18 protein-coding genes and 2 pseudogenes are annotated in these 21043 nt (G+C 61.2%); 11 read left to right on the top strand and 9 right to left on the bottom strand.

Annotated features, from left to right (window positions below; genetic code table 11):
* Positions 1-279: 279 nt before the first annotated feature.
* Positions 280-882 carry a hypothetical protein gene (locus CO664_RS22575; RefSeq protein ID WP_083854269.1) on the bottom strand — a complete coding sequence of 201 codons (603 nt, stop codon included), beginning with the start codon at positions 880-882 and terminating at the stop codon, positions 280-282.
* A 108-nt stretch (positions 883-990) separates the two neighbouring features.
* Positions 991-1968 carry a 3'-5' exonuclease gene (locus CO664_RS22580; RefSeq protein ID WP_037424541.1) on the bottom strand — a complete coding sequence of 326 codons (978 nt, stop codon included), beginning with the start codon at positions 1966-1968 and terminating at the stop codon, positions 991-993.
* A gap of 236 nt (positions 1969-2204) precedes the next feature.
* Between CO664_RS22580 and CO664_RS22585 the strand changes: the two genes are divergently transcribed.
* The 10 genes and pseudogenes from CO664_RS22585 to CO664_RS22630 all read left to right on the top strand — a co-directional run bounded on the left by CO664_RS22585 (position 2205) and on the right by CO664_RS22630 (position 14512).
* On the top strand, positions 2205-2585 hold the full coding sequence (locus CO664_RS22585; RefSeq protein WP_097540027.1) for a MucR family transcriptional regulator: 381 nt from the start codon (positions 2205-2207) through the stop codon (positions 2583-2585).
* Between the two features lie 606 nt (positions 2586-3191).
* Positions 3192-3545, top strand: a pseudogene (locus CO664_RS31290) (DDE-type integrase/transposase/recombinase); the annotation flags it as partial.
* 418 nt (positions 3546-3963) lie between these two features.
* Positions 3964-5733 carry an adenylate/guanylate cyclase domain-containing protein gene (locus tag CO664_RS22595; RefSeq protein ID WP_097539966.1) on the top strand — a complete coding sequence of 590 codons (1770 nt, stop codon included), beginning with the start codon at positions 3964-3966 and terminating at the stop codon, positions 5731-5733.
* A 558-nt stretch (positions 5734-6291) separates the two neighbouring features.
* Positions 6292-6723 carry a ParB N-terminal domain-containing protein gene (locus CO664_RS22600; protein ID WP_097540028.1) on the top strand — a complete coding sequence of 144 codons (432 nt, stop codon included), beginning with the start codon at positions 6292-6294 and terminating at the stop codon, positions 6721-6723.
* Positions 6720-8093 (top strand): Y4yA family PLP-dependent enzyme, encoded by a 1374-nt coding sequence (locus CO664_RS22605; protein WP_097539967.1) that lies wholly within the window; start codon positions 6720-6722, stop codon positions 8091-8093. The genes CO664_RS22600 and CO664_RS22605 overlap by 4 nt, the downstream gene beginning before the upstream one ends.
* Positions 8094-9104 (top strand): cysteine synthase family protein, encoded by a 1011-nt coding sequence (locus CO664_RS22610; protein WP_037424530.1) that lies wholly within the window; start codon positions 8094-8096, stop codon positions 9102-9104. It begins immediately after the preceding gene.
* Entirely contained in the window at positions 9101-10240 is a 1140-nt protein-coding gene (locus CO664_RS22615) for an NAD/NADP octopine/nopaline dehydrogenase family protein (RefSeq protein WP_097527307.1), read from the top strand. Before CO664_RS22610 ends, CO664_RS22615 begins: the two co-directional genes overlap by 4 nt.
* Positions 10240-12126, top strand: a complete 1887-nt coding sequence (locus tag CO664_RS22620) for an IucA/IucC family protein (protein WP_176536648.1) — start codon at positions 10240-10242, stop codon at positions 12124-12126. Before CO664_RS22615 ends, CO664_RS22620 begins: the two co-directional genes overlap by 1 nt.
* Positions 12123-13352: an MFS transporter gene (locus tag CO664_RS22625; RefSeq protein WP_097539969.1), complete on the top strand. Its 1230-nt coding sequence runs from the start codon at positions 12123-12125 to the stop codon at positions 13350-13352. The genes CO664_RS22620 and CO664_RS22625 overlap by 4 nt, the downstream gene beginning before the upstream one ends.
* Complete coding sequence (locus tag CO664_RS22630; protein WP_097539970.1) at positions 13349-14512, top strand: ABC transporter substrate-binding protein; 1164 nt, start codon at positions 13349-13351, stop codon at positions 14510-14512. The genes CO664_RS22625 and CO664_RS22630 overlap by 4 nt, the downstream gene beginning before the upstream one ends.
* 474 nt (positions 14513-14986) lie before the next feature.
* Here CO664_RS22630 and CO664_RS22635 read toward each other — a convergent pair whose 3' ends face one another.
* The 6 genes from CO664_RS22635 to CO664_RS22665 all read right to left on the bottom strand — a co-directional run bounded on the left by CO664_RS22635 (position 14987) and on the right by CO664_RS22665 (position 19674).
* Positions 14987-17128 (bottom strand): TonB-dependent siderophore receptor, encoded by a 2142-nt coding sequence (locus CO664_RS22635; RefSeq protein WP_097539971.1) that lies wholly within the window; start codon positions 17126-17128, stop codon positions 14987-14989.
* A gap of 613 nt (positions 17129-17741) precedes the next feature.
* Positions 17742-17900 (bottom strand): hypothetical protein, encoded by a 159-nt coding sequence (locus CO664_RS30795; protein ID WP_176536649.1) that lies wholly within the window; start codon positions 17898-17900, stop codon positions 17742-17744.
* Between the two features lie 37 nt (positions 17901-17937).
* Positions 17938-18126: a hypothetical protein gene (locus CO664_RS22645; RefSeq protein ID WP_141471754.1), complete on the bottom strand. Its 189-nt coding sequence runs from the start codon at positions 18124-18126 to the stop codon at positions 17938-17940.
* A gap of 601 nt (positions 18127-18727) precedes the next feature.
* Positions 18728-18961 carry a hypothetical protein gene (locus tag CO664_RS30315; protein WP_103451162.1) on the bottom strand — a complete coding sequence of 78 codons (234 nt, stop codon included), beginning with the start codon at positions 18959-18961 and terminating at the stop codon, positions 18728-18730.
* A gap of 111 nt (positions 18962-19072) precedes the next feature.
* Positions 19073-19258 carry a hypothetical protein gene (locus CO664_RS31295; protein ID WP_234820305.1) on the bottom strand — a complete coding sequence of 62 codons (186 nt, stop codon included), beginning with the start codon at positions 19256-19258 and terminating at the stop codon, positions 19073-19075.
* 44 nt (positions 19259-19302) lie between these two features.
* Positions 19303-19674, bottom strand: a complete 372-nt coding sequence (locus CO664_RS22665) for a DUF2188 domain-containing protein (RefSeq protein ID WP_097527312.1) — start codon at positions 19672-19674, stop codon at positions 19303-19305.
* 116 nt (positions 19675-19790) lie between these two features.
* Between CO664_RS22665 and CO664_RS22670 the strand changes: the two are divergent.
* Positions 19791-20012: pseudogene (locus tag CO664_RS22670) on the top strand (hypothetical protein); the annotation flags it as partial.
* 325 nt (positions 20013-20337) lie between these two features.
* Here the strand turns inward: CO664_RS22670 and CO664_RS22675 are convergent.
* Complete coding sequence (locus CO664_RS22675; protein WP_097540029.1) at positions 20338-20979, bottom strand: peroxiredoxin-like family protein; 642 nt, start codon at positions 20977-20979, stop codon at positions 20338-20340.
* Between the last annotated feature and the right edge of the window lie 64 nt (positions 20980-21043).

The following is a 21043-nucleotide window of genomic DNA, read 5'->3' on the forward strand; positions in this document are numbered from 1 at the left end:
GCTTTACGGATAGTTGATGTCGAGCTTGCCTGAAGCGTGAAGATAGCCGGCGCGTGAAAGCGAAGGCGCCAAGAGTATTCGCCGCTGCGCCTCAGGACAGCCCAGCGACAATACTTCAGCCCAGATCGTCGCGAAGCCTTGCTTGATAAGCCATGATCAGCTTTGCGACGAAGTCGCGTGCTTAGCAGGCTCTCGAACTCATTCAATCGGATGGCGGCGAGCGTTTTGCCGTCGAGCAAGGATGCCGCAAGTGCGTACCTGTCGGCAGCGTCGCCAAGCTCACGAACTTTCAAATCGCTCGAGCATCTTTTTAAGCTGAGCGTTTTGCAGATGAAGCCTTCGGGCGAGTTGGATTCTCAGCGTTTTGATTTCTTCGTCGAGTATTGCCACGTCACGGAAGAACAAATCCCGTGAAGACGGTGGTTGCACCCTTCGACGGTCCGTTTCGGCGGCAGCGCTCTGCACAGCCACGTGAGCTTTGGCTCTCTTCCCGCGTTCTCCGCGCTTGTTTCGCGGTTTTCTTAGCGACTTTGTATTCCTGCTTTTCGGCAGCAACGATCTCGCTTCTGCACCCGAATTGTGAGCTTCAAGGCGCGCAGGTGTTTGAGCCTCTTCAGCATCGATCGGCGAGGTTAGTGCCGGCGCGACATCGTCATCGCCTTTCGCCTGATCCGATGCGACCGGCCCTTGATCAATAGAGACCTCCTCACCGTGAGCAGGTGGGCTGGCAGAAACCGTCGAATTGAGCGGAATTGCAGACGTATGATCCACTTCGCTCTCAATCGCTTTGGGATCGGTGTCATTCCCAATCGGACTCTGTTGCGCTTTCGCCGAGGGTCGCCGCGACGTCAATTGGGCAAAAAATTTCCACGGTGCTTTCATAGTGTTCCAACCTCGAGCAAGCCGGACTGGGGTACGCCGCTGGCGTCATGATGAAGTTCGGCTTCAACAACAACCGGCGTCCGAGCCTGCGCGGCAAAGCCATCCCCATCAAGCCTTATATCGATCAAACGCCGTCAGTCTTTTGATCGGTGGGTCGGCCTCTTCCCACCGGTAGATCTCCGACCTCAGGAAAGCGAGCTCCGCGGCGAGCTCCTCCTCATTGATTTCGGTCCACCAGGATTTCGGACGGCCGTCACTACCATCCGACCAGCGGTATCCCCGAGCCTTCAGATGATTTTTCATGTCGAAGGGGCTGTGCTCGGCGAAGATGCGCACGCGCGAGCGTTGGCTTGTCTCGAGCAGTTCCGCAAAAGCACTTGGCTCCGTTACCCCGCCGGCGCCGGCGAGCACCTCGAACAGAGCAAAACAATCGTCGACGGCCCGATGACCGTCGTGGAAGTATCCGCTCTGCCCAATCAGATAGCCGAGCTTGGTACCCTCGAAACCGCGCGTCGCCCAATCGACTTCCTTGACGGAACAGGCCCATGCCTTGCCGGCGAACATGCTGGAGAATGCCTCGCAGAACGGCCGATCGAATCCGGCATTGTGGGCGATCACGAGATCGGCCGGGTCGACCAGGGCTCCAAGCAGCCCGACATCGATCATCTGCCCTGCAACCATCTTGTCGGAAATCCCTGTGAGGCGGGTGATTTCAGGGGGGATCGGGACACTCGGCTGCCGCAGGCCGCCGTAGACACCGGTGACGTCGCCGATATGGCCCTCGTCGTTAAAGGTGAAGGCAACTGCGCCTATTTCGATGATCTCGTCCTTGCTGTGGTCAAGACCCGTTGTCTCGGTGTCAATGATTACTCCATGGCGCGGAAATCCCGGTCGCGGCTTATCGGCGATCTGTCGGGCAACAAGTTTACGGAGCACGCGATAGCTGCCGCTCTTCTCAAGGTGCCGGGCCATGCTCTCGGCATCGAGGTGCCTCGGCTCGCGCAGCTTCAAGCGCGGCCGCAGCTTCACAACGACATCGTCGCCTGGCTCAAGCGGCGAGGGAAACATATCTAGCTGAGATGCCATCGGCTCCAGTGTCCTCGGGCTTAGGCGCACCAGTAAAGTGCAGATCATGCGTCAGGATAGAAACCGAGTTGGAGTCTGGCAATGCTAAGGAGGTCACTGAACGGGACACGCAAGCCAAAATGCCCCGAAATCTGCCGAAAAGCACCCCCACCCTCCGGCGCCCCCTTCGTTCCGGCCGAAATACCTGCACGTTGAGCGAAACCGGTCTGAGCGGCAGGAAAACAAAGGAGGCGATGTTGAGCGAATCACGTCCGAGCAACGAGGAGCGGAAGCTGGAGCTGACAAGCCGGATCGTCGCGGCCTATCTCAGTCGCAATGTCGTTCCTGCCGGCGATCTTACCTATCTTATCCAGCAGACGTATTCCTCGCTGAGCGGCACGTCTCCGCGACGTCAGACAGAGCCGGCCGTTGAGCAGCGCCCTGCCGTGGCGATCAAGAAGTCGGTGGCAGCCGATTTCATCATCTGCCTTGAGGATGGCGAAAAGTTCAAATCTCTGACACGCCACCTGATGGCAAGGTACGGCCTCACTCCGGAGCAATATCGTGAGAAGTGGGGGCTCCCGGCCGACTACTCATTTAAGGAACATTCTCTCAGTCGTGGTGTTTTTCCTCTTTAGGAACGGCGACATGAAGAAGCGCCATAGGGACGTGGCGACGCATATCCGGCAGGTGATAGCAACCGATTACAACGTCGCTTTTCTCCGATCACTTCCCGTGTTCAGAGTCAGACCCGAACTTCCAAAGAATATAAGAGTTCTCCTCAAGCGGTTGCATTATGTGGAGAACGCAGGGAAATGACCGTCCCTTATGTAGCTCGCAGCCCGCATTTGACCTGATGTGGTGGCCGGCCTCCGCTCCCGGCATCGCAACGTGCCAAAGTGTGGCTGTCGAAAGTCACATGAGGAAGAGCCGTCCTATGGAGCAGGGTTAGCACAATCGGTTTGGATATCGCCAAGCATGTCTTTCAGGTGCATGGCGTAAACGCAGTGAGCGCGGTGTGAACGTTGTCGCTGTTGCCTTGGCGAACAAGATAAGCCGGATCGGCTGGGAGTTGATGGCGACGGGCAGGCGATTTGAGGCCAGCGTGGCCCAAATGAGCATTCGCGATGGATACAGAAGTCGGTGAGATGCTGATGGTGACGAACGGTCGAGGGATCGGACAAACCCGCTCAGTGGGTGCCGCTTAGAAGCGCGTTGACCTGTTTGGGATCCGATCTGCGGACCGGCGCTTCGGTTATCGGCGGCTGATTTTCCTGCTCAAGCGGGAGGGAGAGCCGTCCGGGGTCAACCGCATCTATCGGCTGTATCGTGAGGAAGGGCCTTCTGTTCGCAAGCGTTCGCCTGCGGCAGACGCTTTCGCGTGCTCAACATCCTCGATGACGTGATGCGCGAATGTCTGGCAGCAATCCCCGACCCTTCGATCTCGGGGCGTCGCGTCGCGCGGGAACTGATGGTGCACGGCGCGCGGCAAGCCTGGCATGATCGTCTCTGACCATGGCACGGAGTTCACCTCGGATGCGATCCTCGCCTGGTCGAAGGAACACAAGATAGAGTGGCACTACATCGTGCCGGGAAAAGCCGATGCAGAACGGCTTGTCGAATCCTGCAACGTGCTCGTTCCGACGAGCAAGACGACCGACAAGTCTTCCACCCTAGTGAAACCTACACGAACGAGCAGAATTGACCCCTTGCGGAACTTCGTTCGCTCTCGGCCGAAATCACGCCCATGGCCACGAGCTGCCTTTCGGCGTCACAGGGAGGAATGTCCGACGATTGCCACGGCAGCCATTGCCCAGGAACGACTTCGGCCGTGTTCAATGCCACGGGCACAGGACAACCGCTCCTCCCGATCGGTTCTCGACATTGTGAGCATTCACGATTTCTGCGTACATATGCCGAGCATTGATCTCACCCAAAGTCGCTCTGAACCGAACGCCGAAAATCTCCTCTTCCCGGTGCCTTCCTGTTATTATGGAGACGAGGAGATGGTCCCCTGTGAGCGAGAACCGCAAGCTAGCGGCGATCCTGGCCGCGGACGTGGTCGGCTACAGCCGCCTCGCTGGCGCGGATGAAGACCGTACTTTGGCTAGGTTGCGGGCGCTGCGCAGCGATTTAATTGATCCGACCGTCGCCGTTCACAACGGGCGCGTGATCAAGCGCACAGGAGATGGGGCGCTGGTCGAGTTCCGCAGTGTAGTGGACGCCGTGCGCTGCGCCATCGAGGTGCAGAACGGCATGTTCGAGCGTAATGCCGGCGTGCCACAGGACCGCCGCATCGAGTTTCGGATCGGTATTCATCTGGGCGACGTAGTGGAGGAAAGCGACGGCGACCTGATGGGCGACGGCGTCAACATCGCTTCGCGCCTTGAGGGCGTCGCTGCTCCAGGGGGCATCTGCCTGTCCGAGGATGCCTATCGCCAGGTCAAGACCAGACTCGACCTTTCGGTCAGCGATCTCGGCAACACCCAGCTCAAGAACATCGTAGAGCCGATCCGGGTCTATTCGCTCCGAGTCGGAACCGCGGCTCACGCGAAGACAGTGGCTCCCGAACTCATGGCGGCTTTACCTCCGACAGCGCCCCCGCCGAAGTTCTCGATCGCCGTGTTGCCCTTCGCCAACATGAGTGGTGATGCCGAGCAGGAGTATTTCGCCGACGGTATCTCCGAAGATATCATCACGGCTCTCTCAAAGCTGTCGCAACTGTTCGTGATCGCTCGCAATTCGTCCTTCACCTTCAAGGGAAGAAACGTGAACGTTCAGGAGGTGGGCCGGAATCTCAACGTGCGCTACGTGCTGGAAGGCAGCGTCCGGAAATCCGGCAATAAGGTACGGATTACCGCACAGCTTATCGACGCAACCACGGGCGGACATCTGTGGGCGGATCGTTTTGATCGCGACCTGACAGACATCTTCGCCGTTCAGGACGACGTGACGCAGCAAATTGTCGGCGCGCTCGCGCTCAACCTGACGGAGGGCGACCAGCAGCGGCTCGTGACCGAGCACACCGACAACCTGGAAGCGTACGACTGTTTCCTGCGTGGCCGAGAGCAGCTGTGGCGGTTCACGAGAGAGCAAAACACCCAGAGTCGGGAACTGTTGCAGCGCGCCATCGAACTGGACCCGAAATTCGCTCCCGCCTACGCATTCCTCGCCTTCGCAAACATGCTGGATTACGGAAACCAGTGGGGCCCGTCGTCATCGACATCAATGCAACAAGCGGAAGTGTTTGCAACACGGGCAGTGGCGCTCGACGATCGATATCCTTACGCGCATTGGGCGCTGGGCATCGTCGAATTGTATTCGCGACGGCACGACGTCGCCATCGGCGCGGCCAAACGCTTGATCGCCCTCGCTCCAAATCTTGCCGAGGGGTACGAAAATCTCGGCTACGCACTGCATTATTCCGGCAGATCTGCGGAGGCACTCGGGTGTTTCGAGCAGGCAATAGCCTTGAACCCATACTATCCCGACGTATACCTCCATTTCCAGGCACAAGCGATGTTCCAGTTGCACAGGTACAAAGAGGCAATTGACATCCTGAAGCGGCGACTTGTCCGTAACCCTGGCACCGACGTCTCGCGCGTGCTCCTGGCGGCGAGCTGCGGCCATCTCGGCCGCTTCGAAGAAGCCCGCCACGAGTGGCAGGAAGTGTTCTGCGTTAACCCTGACTATTCTCTGGAACATCGCCGCAAAGTATTGCCCTACAAAAATCCCGCCGACTTCGAGTTAGTCGTGGACGGGCTTCGCAAGGCCGGCCTGGTGTGATTAGGTGTAATTGCATGCCAGGCGAATTTCCGGTCCTGCACCTTCTGCAGCCATTCGTTCAACGCTGGGCTATGACCCGTGCTGCCCACTCCTTGCTCGTTCCCACGGATGCGACGAACAGCGGCAGTCCACCCATCACGAGCGATCGGCTGCTGGCAGATGCGGCCGCCGCTTCGGTGGGAGTTTCTATCCCTCGCCATGAGGGGAATCGAACCGCAGAGCCGTAAACTCACTCGATCGGAACAGTCGGCCGGTGAAATCGCGCTCGTCCTATCACGTGCTGCCTCACAGACGCCACCTGAGTTCAACAAATGTTTTGCGACACCGGCAAAACTTTTCGCATCACACCCTTCCCAAGGCTTGTTTCCAATTTGGCAGAAATGCAGTCGCGACTCGAAGAAACAGTAACGTTGTTGCGCCCCTACAGGCCACTTCAAGCAATCGGTCATTGAAGGCGCTATTGACGACACAATCGTGGCTGGCTATAGCGACGACCTATATCTTGGGTCATTGACTCAAGATTATGAGATGCAAAAGAGCGAGCGCGAGGCCGGACGAATGAAATATTGCCTTCTCTCCCCAGCACGATTGATTCCAACAGAGGAGGTGAGTCTCGACAGGGTCGATATACTGCAGGCCAAAATCCTGCAGGCGGGCTCATGGACCGCGCCGATAACAGCCGAGAAAAATGCCTTGTTCGTGATGGACGGCCATCATCGGTTGACGGTTGCGCATCGCCTCAGGCTCACCACTGTTCCTGTGGTCCTTCTCGACTACGATTCAGTTCGGGTGGAGAGTTGGCGCGCCGGTGAAACGATCACTCCCGCGGAAATCTTCGCGATGGCCCGCAGCGGCCGCAAGTTTCCCTATAAAACGACCCGGCACATTTTCGCCGAGGGATTGCCCAGGTGCGATGTGCCGCTGCAGCTTTTGTTCAGGCCCACTTCGTCCGAAATGGTGCCGGCCCGTGCCGCGGGGGCACTGTCATGACGCTGCAATGCCACGAAACCGCATTTGGCCTTCCACCGATTTTGCGATCGGCAGCTGCGGACCTTCTCACTCGTCACGGCGCTCTTCTTCTCGAGTGGGTTCACCGTTACGGCTCGCCGCTGAACCTGATCTGGCCGGACGCGTTGCAGGAGAATCTTGCCGCCCTCGATGGCGTGCTGACAGCGCGCCGTGTTGAGCATGCGATCTATTACGGTGCGAAGGTCAACAAATCGCCCGGGCTCATGCGGGCAGCGCTTAGAGCCCGCGCGGGGCTCGACGTCTCCAGCCTTTACGAACTGCGCGATGCGCGCCGGCTGGGGGCCGATGGTGCAAGGGTGGTCGCGACCGGGCCGGCGAAGACGCAAGCGTTTCATCAGGACCTGCTCGATTGCAGGGCATTGATCTCGGTCGATTCTCCGGAAGAACTGGAGGACCTGATCGCATTGCTGCCGGCAGATGCCGGACCGCAGCCGATCCTGTTGCGCCTGCAGCCGCGGGATCAGAAAAAGAGCCGCTTCGGCATGCCGGCCGAGGCCGTCATTCATTGCCTCACTCGACTTACCGGCGAGAGCAGGTTGCGCTTCGACGGGCTGCATTTCCATCTCAGCGGCTATCGCTGGGAGACCCGTCTCACGGCGTTGGAAGAAGCGACCGGGCTCATCGCCAAAGCGAGGCAAATGGGATTCTCCCCGCGCATGATCGATATCGGCGGCGGCCTGCCCATCCAATATGTCGATGAGGCCAAATACCAGGCGCATCTCGCGGCCCAGACTCCCGAGGACTACCGCACCGGGACCGTGCCTAGCTCCTTCTATCCCTATGGCGGCGCTCTTTCGGCGGCCGACTGGTTGCGCGAGCTGTTGCAGGCAAAAATGAGCAAGAGTCCGAGCGTCGCCGGCTATCTCAAGCACGAGGGGCTGACCTTGGCGATGGAGCCCGGGCGCGCCCTGGCGGATCAGGCGGCCATCAGCGTCTTCCGGATCTTGCGGGTGAAGGCGCTGGGTCCGGATACGCATGTCATCTTCCTCGAGGGCAGCAGCTTCAGCGCCTGCGAAACCTGGTTCGCCTCCGAGTTCCTGATCGACCCCATTCTCGTGACTGCCACCAGGGCGGCCGTTCAATCGGCGCCGGTCCGCGCCTATCTGGCCGGCCATAGCTGCCTTGACGAGGACGTCATCAGCAACAGGTGGCTGACCTTCCCGACCGCGCCAAAGGCAGGCGACCTGCTCGTCTACGCCAACACCGCCGGCTATCAGATGGATCTCCTCGAAAACGAGTTCCATCGCCATCCCATGCCCGCCCGCTTCTGCGTCACCGAAGACGCGGAAGGGCGGCCCAATCTCGTACCCGACACAATTGGAGAGGTTTAGATGCTGCACACGACCGTAACGCAATTGATCGGCCAGACGCCGCTGATGTCGATCGACGTACCGGAGCGCAACGCCACTTTGGTGCTGAAGATCGAGAAGAACAATCCAGGCGGTTCAATGAAGGACCGCATGGCGCGCAGCATGGTGGTTGCGGCGCTTCAGGACGGACGCCTCGCCCCCGGGGGCACGATCGTCGAATCCTCTTCCGGAAACACTGGTACCGGTCTGGCACTGGCGGCGCTGGAATTCGGGCTGCGTTTCATCGCCGTGGTGGACCACCATGCGGCGCCCGACAAGATCCGCATGATGCGGGCGCTCGGCGCCGAGATCCGCTATGTCGAAGGCGACTTCCGCGAGGACGAGGTCGCCGTCGTCGAGCGCCAGCGGCTGGCCGCGCAACTCGGCGCGCAGCTTCCCGGCGCGTTGTTCATGAACCAGTCCGACAACCCGGCAAATCCTGATGGCTATGCCGGCCTCGTCGATGAGTTGCTGGAGCAGCTCCCGGACGGGATCGACGCCTTTGTCGGCTGCGTCGGAACCGGCGGCTCCATGACCGGCATTTCGCAGCGCCTCAAGCGCCACAATCCGGCCGTGCGCACGGTCGCGGTCGAGCCGGCCGGGTCGATCGTCTTCGGCAAGCCGGGACATCCCTACTTCCAATCGGGCACCGGCACCCCCGCAGGCGACGAGGTCGGCAAGGTGCTCGACTATTCGTGCATCGACGAGGGCGTCCAGGTGACCGACACGCAAGCCTTCGAGACGGCGCGTTACATCGCCCGGCGCAAGGGGCTGCTCGTCGGCGGCTCGACCGGCGGCGCCATCTACAAGGCGCTTGAATTCATTGTAGCAGGCAAGCTGACCGGCACGGTCGTGACCACGGTGGCGGATGGCGGCGAGAAATATCTCGGCACGATTTTCGACGACGAGTGGATGGCCAAGCGCCGCCTGCTCGACCCTGCCATCGCAGACCAGTTGGACGGCTGGCTCGCTGGAAGGGCGCGTGCCGCATGAAGGTGACGATTTGCGGTGCGGGCCGCACTGGACATTTGAATGCCGTCCTCTTCAAGCAGCGCCCCGGCATCGAGGTTTCCGTGCTGACGAATTCGTCGGAAGTCGCGGAAACCTGGGCAGGCGGTGACGGGCCGTGGCATGCGCAAACGCCGGACGATCAGATCCTGACCGGCCGGCCGGACCATGTCGGCACCGATCCCCGCACGGCGCTCGAAGGTGCCGACATGGTGATGATAACCCAGCCGGCGCAGGCGCGGCCGGCACTCCTATCGCAGATTGCGCCGCACCTGCCGCGCGACAGAAACGTCTATGCCGGGGCGATCCCCGGTTTCTGCGGCTTCGACTGGCTTGCGGCACGGGCATTTGAGGGACGCGACAATGTCGTCATCTGGGGCATGAAGGACGTGCCGCACACGGCCTTCGATCTCCTCCCCGGGCAACGGGTACGCATGGGCGGCGGCAAGGCCGAGCTCTTTGCCGCACTGCATCGCCGCGAAAGCGCGGAAAGCGCCGCGGCGCTCGGGGCGATGCTCAATCGCCTCTATGACGCGCCCGTCACCATGCTCGAGGATTATCTCGAGATCACCCTGACCCCCGGCAACCCCTTGATGCATCCGGCGGTGCTCTACGCCCTTATCGGGCCCGGGGCTCCGTTCGAGGACAGGCCCTTCGACGAGCCGATCTGCTGGTGGAGCGACTGCCCCCTCGCGGGTGCCGAGCTGCTCGAGGCACTGGACGCGGAAAACCAGGCGATCCGGCGGGCGAGCGAGGCACGCCTCGGCATCGACCTCAGCTCGGTGAAGCCGCTTCGACAGGAGCTGATCGAGGCCTATGGCGAGCAGATCGAGGACGACAGCACCATGTACTCGCTCCTGCGCACCAACCGCGCCTATGCGGGAATCCACGCGCCGCTCGTCCCCAATCCTGATGGCCCGGGTCTCGTCATCGATCGCGAAAGCCGCGCCTTTCACGAGGACATTGCCTTCGGGCAGGCGCTGCTCGTGTCGATGGCGGCACGGCTCGGCGTTGCCGCGCCGACGATCGCCAAGACCTACAACTGGGCGCGCGATTACCACGGCCAATTGGCCGCGGGCGCGCCGGACTATGTTCCGACAGATTGGCCGGAGGCTCAATGATGGACGAGAGAACTTTTTTCGCGGCAGATGCCGTTGCGAGTGACGGACGCGCGCTTTTGTCGAAGGCATCGCGAAACGCGATCAGTCGGCTGGTGCGCTGCCTCTTCGCCGAACGCCTGCTCGATCCCGACGCGCTGATGTGGGCGCGCGACGGCCGCCAGGCCTGGTTTCCCCTCTGGGCCTCACGGCGCGTGCTGCATTTCACCGACCTGCACCTGGCACCGGCCGGAACGCTGCAGAACCGCGGAAAGGTCGAGGTGCTGGACGGTATCGGTGGTCGCCGGAAAATTGACGATCCATCGGCCCTGATGAGGGAGGTCGAACCCTCCCTCGCAATTACGCCTGCTCCCGATGGACTCGAGCATCTGATGTGCGACGTCGACAACAGCATGCAGAACGACATTCTCGCCCGCCGCACCCGCGAAAGCTGGAGCGCGACGTTACGCCGGCAGATCGCCGAAGCCGGCGCGCCCGGCTTCCTCGCCTATCTCCAGGAAAGCCTGCCGACGCATCTGGCGGCGATGACCCTTGACCAATGGGGCGCGCTTGAGGGCCATCCCTTCTACCCGACCTGGAAGGCAAAGCCGGGCCTGGCGCCGGAGGACGTTGCGGCGTTATCGCCCGAATTCGGCGCGCGGGTGCCCCTCGTAATCGCGGCGCTCCGAAACGACTGGGCCTATGTCGAGAAGATGCCGCATGTCGGCAGCTATTCGGAATGGTTTGCAGGGAACTTCCCGGACCTCTGGCGCGATTGGGCGGAGGACCTGAGGGCGCGCGGCAAATCGCCCGAGGACTGGATTCCCCTCCCCGTCCATGGCTGGCATCTCGAGAATTTCGTGCGCCGCGAATTCGCGGCCGAGATCGAGCACGGCGTGCTCGACCCGGAGGGCCCCGAGGTCGTCACGCTGCCGTCGATGTCGTTCCGCACGATGCTGCCGGAGACCGCGGCGCCGAGACCCTTTGTCAAACTGCCGGTGGCGATTTGGATGACGAGCGAACAGCGCACGCTGCAGGGGAAATCGATCCATATGGGGCCGCGCCTCAGCACGTTGATTTCCGACATCCTGTCGAAAGAGGATGATCTGGGGCGCGAGTTGGAGATCTTCACCGAGGAGCTGGGCGCGATCCTGCACCATCCCGAGACCGGCGACGAGCATCCCGGCCGCTTCCTTTCGGTGGTCTACCGCAACACCGGTCCCTTGACCCGCGAAGACGGCATGCTGCCGGTGACCGTCGCAGCCCTGCTGACGGCAAGTCCGCTCGACGGCCGGCCGCTCATTTGCGAGCTCATTGCCAGGAACGGCAGCGCGAGCGAGGCGGCCGTCGCGGCGTTCTTCCGCGCCTATGCGCGCACGGTCGTCCGCCCGACACTCGCGATGTATCTTCTCTACGGCATTGCCTTCGAGGCACATCAGCAGAACAGCACGATCATTTTCGACGATCGCGGCATGCCGCGGAAGCTGTTGATCCGCGACTTCGGCGACGGCCGCAGTTTCGCGCCGCTCTTCAGGGAGCGCGGTTACGATCTGAAGCCGTTCAGCCGCAAGGGCATTTTGCCGACCACGTTCGACGACGACATCAGTCTCGTCAGATCCTTCGTCATCGACGCGTGCTTCGTCTGCCATCTTCACGAGATCGCCCTTTGCCTCACTGAGCAGTATTCGCTTGTCGGCGACACCCTGTGGCGCATCCTACGGGAAGAGACGGAAGCGGCGTTCGAGGCGCTGAAGCCCCGCATGCTGTCGGATGCGTTCTGGATCGAGGAGCGCGACGCTTTCCTCGAACGGCCCTGGCCGACGCGCTCGGTGCTGCGGATGCATCTGGAGCGCTATCGCGATTACCGGGTCGAACATCACTTGCCCAATCCGCTGGTGAGCGCGAAATGACCGGGACAGTCGCCGTCCTGCGCGGCTTCGGACCGGTCTTCGCGCTTCTCTTTGGCCTGCAGTTCATTTCCATGGGCGCCATGGAAATGAGCGGTCCCTTCTGGCCGATCCAGATCAGGGCGTTGAGCCCGTCCGAGAGCGCGTTCGCGCTTGCCGGAATCGGCGTCTATGTCTGCCCCATGCTCGGCGTCTCGCTGACGAGCGCCTTTTGGGGACGTATGGGCGATCGCCACGGCAATCGGTTGATGATGGTGCGGGCCCTTGCGGGCCTGGCGATCACGCAACTGCTTGTCGCCTTTGCCCAGGACGTCTGGACCATTCTGGCGCTGCGCTTTCTGCAAGGGGCCTGCGCCGGGTATATCGCCCCTGCTCAGGCCTATGGCGTGCAGGTGACCGGCGGATGCGATCGCGCTGGCCTCTTCGCCTGGCTCCAGGTGGCAACCAATGTCGGCTCCCTCGGCGGCGCCTTCCTCGGCGGCCTCATCCTCGATGCCTTGCCTTTCGCCGCCGTCAATCTCACCGCCGGCGTGATCTGCGCGCTCTGCGCCGCTGTCGCCTGGGCAAGCCTGCCGGTTCCGCCACAAGGAGCAGGCGGCACGGGCCCGGCCAGGGCGACGAAGGTTTTTCCCGCACCAGCGACCGGCATACCGGTCACCGGGCTTCTCGTGCTCATGGGACTGCTGCTCGCGAGCCGGATGGTCCTGCAGGTGCCGTTCGCTCTCTACATGTCGGAGGTCTATGGCGCCCAGCATTGGATCACGGGGTTGAGCTACGGGCTACTTGCATTTGGCTTTGTGGTCGGCGCCCCGGTGTGGGCGCGGATGTTCGAAGGACGAGCGCCGACCTTAGTACTCGGGTGGAGCGTGCTGATCGCCGCCGGCTGCCTCGTGGTCACCGGCCTTGCCGGATCGACCCGCGATATGGGCCTTTTCGCTGCGCTCTATCTTGCCTGGGGCGCGCTTCTGGGGGGAACGACGCCAGTTCTTCTGTCACTCGTTTCGACTGCGACGCGCAGTGAGCGGCAGGGATCGGTCCTCGGGCTCGCGCAAACCTGCCAGCAGGGCGCTTCAGTTGTTGGGATCATCACCGGCGTCGTCGCAACCCAGCGCTTTGGGCTTGAAGTGGCATTCCCGCTCGTTGCAAGCCTTTACGGCCTGTCTTTCTTGATGGCGCTCGCCCTGTGGCTCAAATCGCGCCGGCTCTTCAGTAAAGGAGAAATATCGTGAGGAGAATTTATTCGGCGCTCCAAGCCGTGATCGCCGTTCTGGCCCTGTGGGTTCCGGCCGCGGCCCTTGCGCAGAAGCCGGCCGCGGTGGGGCAAACGCCGATTACCGTCACCGACATTGCCGGCCGCGAGGTGACCGTGAATGCGCCGGTCAAGCGCATCCTCCTCGGCGAAGGGCGACAGCTCTATCTGATCGCCTCGCTTGAGCCGGAAGATCCGCTCGCCCGCATCGTCGCCTGGCGCAACGACCTGATCGAGGCCGATCCGGCCACCTACGCACAATATCTGGAGGCCTTTCCCAAGCTCGCCAAGTTGCCGGCCTTCCCGGGGCAGGAGAATGGGCTGCTCGATATTGAGTCGACCATTGTCCAGAAACCTGACGTGGTCCTTCTCAATCTCGAGGCCATGCGCGCCAACGAGGACGTGAAATATATCGAGAAGCTGGCGGAGCTGAAGATCCCGGTCGTCTATATCGACTTCCGCCACTTTCCGCTGAAGAACACGGAACCGACCATTCGGCTCCTCGGAAAAATCATGGGGCGCGAGGCGCGCGCGGAAGAGATCATCGAATTCCGCCATCAGGCGATGGCGCGCGTCAGCGACGTCATCGCCCGGGTAAAGCCGGAGAGTCCCAAGGTCTTCATCGAACGGATCGGCGGTTATGCCGATGATTGCTGCCTTTCCTTCGGTGCGGAAAACTTCGGCAAATATGTCGAGCTTGCCGGCGGCCACAACATTGGCAGCGACATCCTGCCCACCACCTTCGGCCAACTCAACCCCGAACAGGTGATCGTCGCCAACCCCGAGCACGTGGTCGTCACCAGCGCCGACTGGCAAGCCTATGTGCCCGGCGGGCACTGGATCCCGCTCGGTCCCGGCGCCGATCCGCAGGAAACGCACAGGAAGCTCGAGTGGTTCACCACCCGCCATGCCTATACTGGCATCGCCGCGCAGAAAACGCGGAACTTCCACGGCATCTGGCATCAGTTCTATAACAGTCCCTATGAGTTCTTTGCCGTCCAGCAGTTGGCGAAATGGTTCCATCCGGAGCTCTTTGCCGATCTCGATCCCGACGCGACATTTGCCGAGTACCACCGCCGTTTCCTGCCGATCCCTTACAAGCCGGGCTATGCCATAAGCCTGGTGGGCAGCGCCGATTGATCGACCCGGTGGGGCGGCTGTCGTGATGACGCCGCCCGACCAACTTGGGGCTATCTCCGTTCGGCCGTACAATTGCGAATTTGGTAGAATGGCGACGCTCTTCCGCAAAGCGCGTGATACCCTCTCTGCCCTGTCGGGCAACTCCCACCTGTAGGCCCAAGACGGGGGAGATCGGCTAGGGGCAGGCGTTTGCCCGACCGTAAGGTCTTAAGCGCTGAAATCACTAACGGTGGTTTAATCCAGCAGGAAGCCGGTGGCGGGACATTCCGGTTTGGCGGTCTACTCCCTTGTGGGGGAGATGCCCGGCAGGGCAGAGAGGGTGCCGCGAGCGCCACGCGGACACGCGACACCCACCGGATCGAGTTTCCTCCAAGACCAAAATGCTCCGGTGTTTTCCACCGGAGCATTTGTTTTCGCATCCAACATGTGTGCAGGATCGACACTCCGTCGACGGAGGCTCGCCCCGCCGCCACATCAGAAATCGGTCGTCATCGACACCTTCACAGTCAGCGGCGCACCTTGCGACATCGTCCCGAAGCTTGCAACGCCGGACCAGTAGTCGAGGTCGAAGACGTTCTCGACTTCCGCCCGGAAGGTGACGGGCTTTTCGTTGATCTCGGTCAGGTACCTGGCTCCGAGGTCAAGCCGCGTCCAGGAGGGGATTTCCATGGTGTTTGCCGTATTGACGAATTGCTCGTCCGTGTGGATGACATTGCCGGTGAGCGTCAGGCCCGGCATAAAGGGAGTGTCCCACTCGGCCCCCAAATTCACTTGCAGCGACGGCACACCGATCGGCGTGTTGCCGAGGGTGGCGGCGTTGTTCGTCTTCGTCAGTTCGCCGCGGATGAAGGTCACGCCTCCGAGTACCCTGACCTCCGGGGTCACTTCGCCGAAGATGTTGAGCTCCACGCCCCGATTACGCTGTTCGCCGCCTTCGACAAAGACGAGGTCGGTGCCGCGGGTCTCGAGCTGGCCGAAAGGCCTTTCGATCTGGAAAGCGCTAACGGTGACGGCCACGCGTCCGAGATCGACCTTGGTACCGATTTCGTACTGCTTGGACCTGTAGGGGGCGAGCGTTTCCCCGGCATTGACGGCCGTCGTCGGCGCGGTGTCGCCGACGCTCAGGCCTTCGACATAGTTTGCATAAAGCGCAACATTATCCCAAGGCTTGACGACGATCCCTGCCAGTGGCGTGACCGCGCTCTCATCCGAAAAGCTGCTGACGCCACCGGTGGTCGGGTCGTAATTTTCGGTATCGATGTGCTGCCAGCGCCCACCCAGCGTCAGCTGTACGCGCTCGTCAAACATTGACATCGCATCGGAGAGCGCGAAGCCGTAGAAGATGTTTTCCGAGACCCTCGGCACATGTGTCGGCTGCGGCACATCCTGCTCGGGGCGGGGAAGCGGATCAAAGATATTGGTTAGCTGCGGAGTCCCCGAATTCGAGCCGCGGGCGAGGCGCTGCTGAAGGCCGCTGACCTGGAATGTGACGGAGTGATCAACAGCGGCCGTTTCGAACTCGGCGCGAACACCCGTCTCGGCTGTCAGTCGGTCGACATCGAAAATGAAATTCTGTGGTGTGATGCTGGCGTCGCCCGCGGAGTTAAGAAGCAGTGGCGTGCCAAAGAGCCGCTCGACGCGCGAATTGCCACCGCCGACGGCTGCGAAAACGGTGACCGCGTCGCTCAGGTCATATTCGACGCGGCCAAGCCAGGACAGATCGTCCGTCTTCGCCCATTCCCATGTTTCCTGGACATTGGAGCGGCCATCTGGCGCGTCGGGAATTTCAAAGGTACCAACGGGAAAGAACGGGCGCAGCGGAGCGTCGAAATCCTGCCGCTGCCCCATGATGTCCAGCGTCGCCCTGAGGTTTTCGCCTTCGTAATCGAGTGCGAGGGCGCCGACCGCGACGTCAAGAGACTGGTTGTCGATCGCTGTGTCGCCGCCATGATAGCTGCCGTTGAAGCGAACGCCGAACTCCCGCTGATCGCCGAACCGGCGGCTGACGTCCAAATGGCCGCCGCCGTACACATCGGAAGCATAGTCGGTCGTCACTCGGGTCAGGTCGACATCGGACGCGCGCTTTGGCACGATGTTGATGGTGCCGCCGACGCTGCTGTTCGGCGAGACTCCATAGAGGAGTGCCGTCGGTCCCTTCAGGACCTCGACCCGTTCGATATAATCCGTAAACAGGCGGTAGGTCGGGGCAACGCCGTACACGCCATCGAAGGCGACTTCGCCGAAGTTCCCCTCGTTTAGTGGGAAGCCCCTGATATAGAAGGAATCCAACATGCCGCCCGATGCGTGCGTGCTTCTCACCGAGGAGTCGTTGGCCAGGACATCGGCCACGGTCTTCGCGCCCTGGTTTTCAATCGTCCCCGCCGTGTAGCTGGTGATGTTGAACGGCGTGTCCATGAAATCCCGGTTGCCAAGCAATCCGACGCGGCCGCCGCGTGCGACCTGCTCCCCAGCATAGTCTTCTGGCAAAGTGCCGATCGTTGAGGTCGTGGCCCCCGCCTTCACTTCGAGGCGCTCCAGCGCCGTCGCATCTTGCGCCAAGGCGGCGCGACTCACTGTCGCCAGCAAAACGGTCAGCAGTCCAACACGCAATTCCATTCAAAGCCCCCTGTAACACATTGACCAAAAACATTTGGGTCGCCCCGGAAGGAGCTGGATGCCGTTGGTTCGAGGGGGTGCTAATTAACATGACTATATTTGTCAAGATATATGCCAGAAGCGGGATGAAAAACCGTCCAAAGCTGAATTTCTTGCTCAGACGCCGCTTGGTATGACGTTCCCGTTGATCCACTATGCGACCTTCAACGACGAGCCTGTTGCTCAGGCTGTATTAAGCACGTCCTCCGAAGGCGAGCGCATTGGTCGGCGTCCAGCGTATGCGCCTCGAGCGACGCTCGGTTCTCGAGAGTAGGTGACCGACGATGTTCACAGCGAAGGCGTCCCGAGCGCGCCCTCAACGATCGTGAGGTTGATCGGAGAGACCTGCAGATCCCGCGCGTCGCCTTGCACGAAGCGGCCGTCGCGGGCAAGAATTGCGCGCGCCAGCAGCCGGACAAACCGCTCGGGCTCGAAATTACATAGGCGTCAGGAACCAGAGGCCGCCCTGATAGTTCGGCGGCAGCTTCGGCTCGAGCTCCCGGACCCCATCTGCCGTCACCCGGTCCACGCGGGTGACGCTTCCTCCACCTCCCGCGCCCGGTTCGCTCCGGCCTCATGCGTGCCCGATCAGCGCCCGCGGCCGGTCGGCAAGCGTCGAGACGACGATGCGAGGCGCCCTCGCCAGTTCGTCACGCGACGAGGCGCAGGCGAAGTTGATGCGGACCGCGTGCTCGACCGGCTGCCGGTCGCAGGCGAAGGCGCTCGCCGGCATGACGGCGGCGCCTTGGGCGTTCAAGGTCGCGGTGAAATCATCCGAGCCCCCAGGGTGCCGGCAGCCGCAGCCAGATGAACATGCAGCGCGGATCGGAGGCGAAACTGTGGCCGCTAAGCAGGGCCGCCGCGAGCGCATTGCGAGCGCGAAGCTCCGTGAGTTGCGGCTTCAGGATCGAGTTGGCCGTGCCATCCTCCAGGAAGCGGATCGCAACCAAGAGCGGCACCTGTGCCGGCATCCAAGAGGCGCTGCGGATCGCCTCGGCCGTCACCAGCGCCAGGCCGAGCGGGCATGTGAGCGATCGACGGTGAATGGCTCCCGGCTCTCACCTGAAATATACGACGCGCTGCTTACCACCATCCCCACTTTGACGATCGTGGCGACCCATCCTTGTTTGGCGCAGGTTTGGCGGAGAGCGAACGGTATCGCCTTATAATGCGCCAGGCCACCTCGTCCTTAGGGATCACGCCAAGCAAGCGCGATCGTCAGCGTCAGTTGCTGGCTCCTCTACTTTCGGCTTTTCCCACCGACGCACTTTGGACACGCAGTATAAACACTGAGCATCAAATTTGTTCGAAAGTAATACTTGAAAATTGACTCGACCCGAAAGTGGTTCTCTGGTTCTATCTTGGCGGCACTGTTTCCGAGTAGCAGGGGCGTAGCAATGGCTTACGACTGGGATGGAAAGCGCACACGTCGGCTCCAAATGCTCAGGCTCATGGGAGCTCTAGCTATCCCGGCCGTGCTATTCGGCTCCGCCATTGCGGCACTGGAGTGGACCGATACGAATGGCCCGGCCGTAACGACGGCTCTCATTCGATAAATTTTCAGCACAGCCTTTCGAAACAGGAAACGCACAAGGCTCTTCCGTCGCACGGCGGAGGAAAGGGGGAAACGATGAATTCAGCGCAAACCTTGAGCTTCGATCCAATTGGGCCTGACGAATTCGAGAAGATCGGAAGGGCCTCGGTGAAGCCTCGCGCGATCCAGTCGTTATGCACCGCCATGAATTCCGGTGCGGCGCTGCGGTTATCTGCAAATCTCAGGAAAGTGACGAACATCGGTGCTCCTTGATCATTTAGGTTGCGCGAGGTCCGGCAGGGAGGCCAGCCAGCGTTCGATCCCGGCCACCTCGTTGCGGATGAATGCCTCGTCCTTGAAGGCTGTCGTCATCACCGCCAACCCCCTGCGACCAGGCCCAGAAGATGCAGCGCCAGCATCTCCGCCCGCTCAACGGCACCAAGCTCGCGGATCTGTCCGGCGAGCCAGTCGCGGAACAGGCAGAAGATTTCGGCCGCGCGGACCTTCGCCTTCGGCCTGCCTTTCCTCTCGATCGTGCCCGGTTCAACTTCCGTCATTCCGCCCACAGCAGCGACGGGCATAGGCGGCGAGGCGAGCGGCTCTAGAGTCGACCGCGTTGGGTAAGACGAAGGAGATAGCCTATCGCGAAGGCAGTACCAGCGAGCAGCAAAGCAGTGCCAAATATGCTCCGATGCTCTCGAATCCGGCGTTCTGCCGCGTGCCGAACGTCCGGTGTATCGACGACTTCGGTAAGCGGGCGATCGAAACCGGACGCGACTTGTTCATGCCAGCGACCGGCGGAGTCTTGGAATTCAATGTTCTCCGTCGAACCGGGAAGCTCATGGTGTCGCGCAGCAATTTCGGCGGCGGCAAGTGCATCGGCGTGGGTGGGAAAGGTCTCAGAGAAGACATCGTCAACTTTGTACGCCCAAGCCCCGTCATGCTCTACTATCTCATACTGCACCTTTGGCATGGCGCTGCTCCCGTTAGATAAAGCAGAAACATCCGATATCGATCTTAGTTCCGAGCAGTCTTATTGGGGCAGTGGTAGGAGCCATTTGGCGATCAAATACCCCGGCCACGGCAGGAGTTGACCTTACCTCTTGGTCAAATGGCGACCAGTTCGGTGCAGAAGGCTGGCGCGCCTCTGATTTCTCGCCCGGCCGCATCATCGGATACGCGGAGCCGGAATTGAAGTGCTGGATGCCGATGCCCTCGGCTAATCTTAATCGCACCTCGATGCCCTCATCCTGGGAGGGCAAGAGCTCGAAGGGTCGGGGACTAACCTGCTTCGCAATGCTGCGAAGATGACGAGAGCTGTGGTCAGTCAGAACAGCGTCGAAATCTAGGAGCTATGGCAAATACGGCTTCTCGCGCGCATTACTGTCATTCAGCCCGCTCTCCATCCACGACGATGATGGAGGCGAATTCTCGACCCCTTGCTGCCCTGCGGACGCGCGGCACCCCGTCTTGGTCGATCCAGATCACCTTGCCACGAGCGGACCTCGTCGCCGACCTCGATCTTGACTCAGCCATTTCGACCTAAGGCCTGCGCCTGTACTTATGCGCCGAGCCGGCAAACGGTTCCATTCAGACGATCAGTGCCGACCGCACCAGCGGATAGCATCGGCAGGGCTTATTGATGTGCGACTTCGGAGGCTGCCAACACCAATTCCTCGCGATTTGGTGGCTCAAAGGTGTGGAGCCCGGGCTCCAGAACTTCAATGTAGTTCCAGCGTACGATGCCCTCACGATCGATCAGGAACTGACCCACGAGCTGGGCCCGACCGGCCATCATTTGCTGATCAGCCTCGGTGATCTCATATCCTTCCTTCTTGTTCAGAAACGCATTCATGGCCATGACGCCCATCTGCTCCGGCAACTCGCCGGGCAAATGGAACCTTATTGCCGTGAGCTCGTCCACCCCGACTTCCTGCAAGCCGAAAGCTCGGTGCGAGGCCCTTACCGGGTCGGACGCAGCAAGAAGATCGGGCACAGGGTGGTAATGAAAATACACTCGTGCGCGCTCCACGGGCGTATTGACGACCGCGAGGCATTTGACGCCTTTCTCACGCAACGCCGGTTTAAGTTGCGCCATCACGGCAACATGGCGACGGCAGAACGGACAATGCAGACCGCGAAACAAGCCGATCAACACGGGGCTACGCCCACGAAAGTCATCGAGCGCGATCTTGCCTTCGCGCGAGATCGCATCGAGCACAACATTTGGAGCTAGGTCGCCCGGCTGCAGGGGGCGGCCGGCACTGTTCTTGGTCATAACAACCTCCGCGCCCGTGCCAGTCAGGAAAAGCACTCCATCATACCACGACACACGGCTCATG

The sequence above is a fragment of the Sinorhizobium sp. NG07B genome (assembly GCF_002532005.1).
Lineage (GTDB): Bacteria > Pseudomonadota > Alphaproteobacteria > Rhizobiales > Rhizobiaceae > Sinorhizobium > Sinorhizobium fredii_C.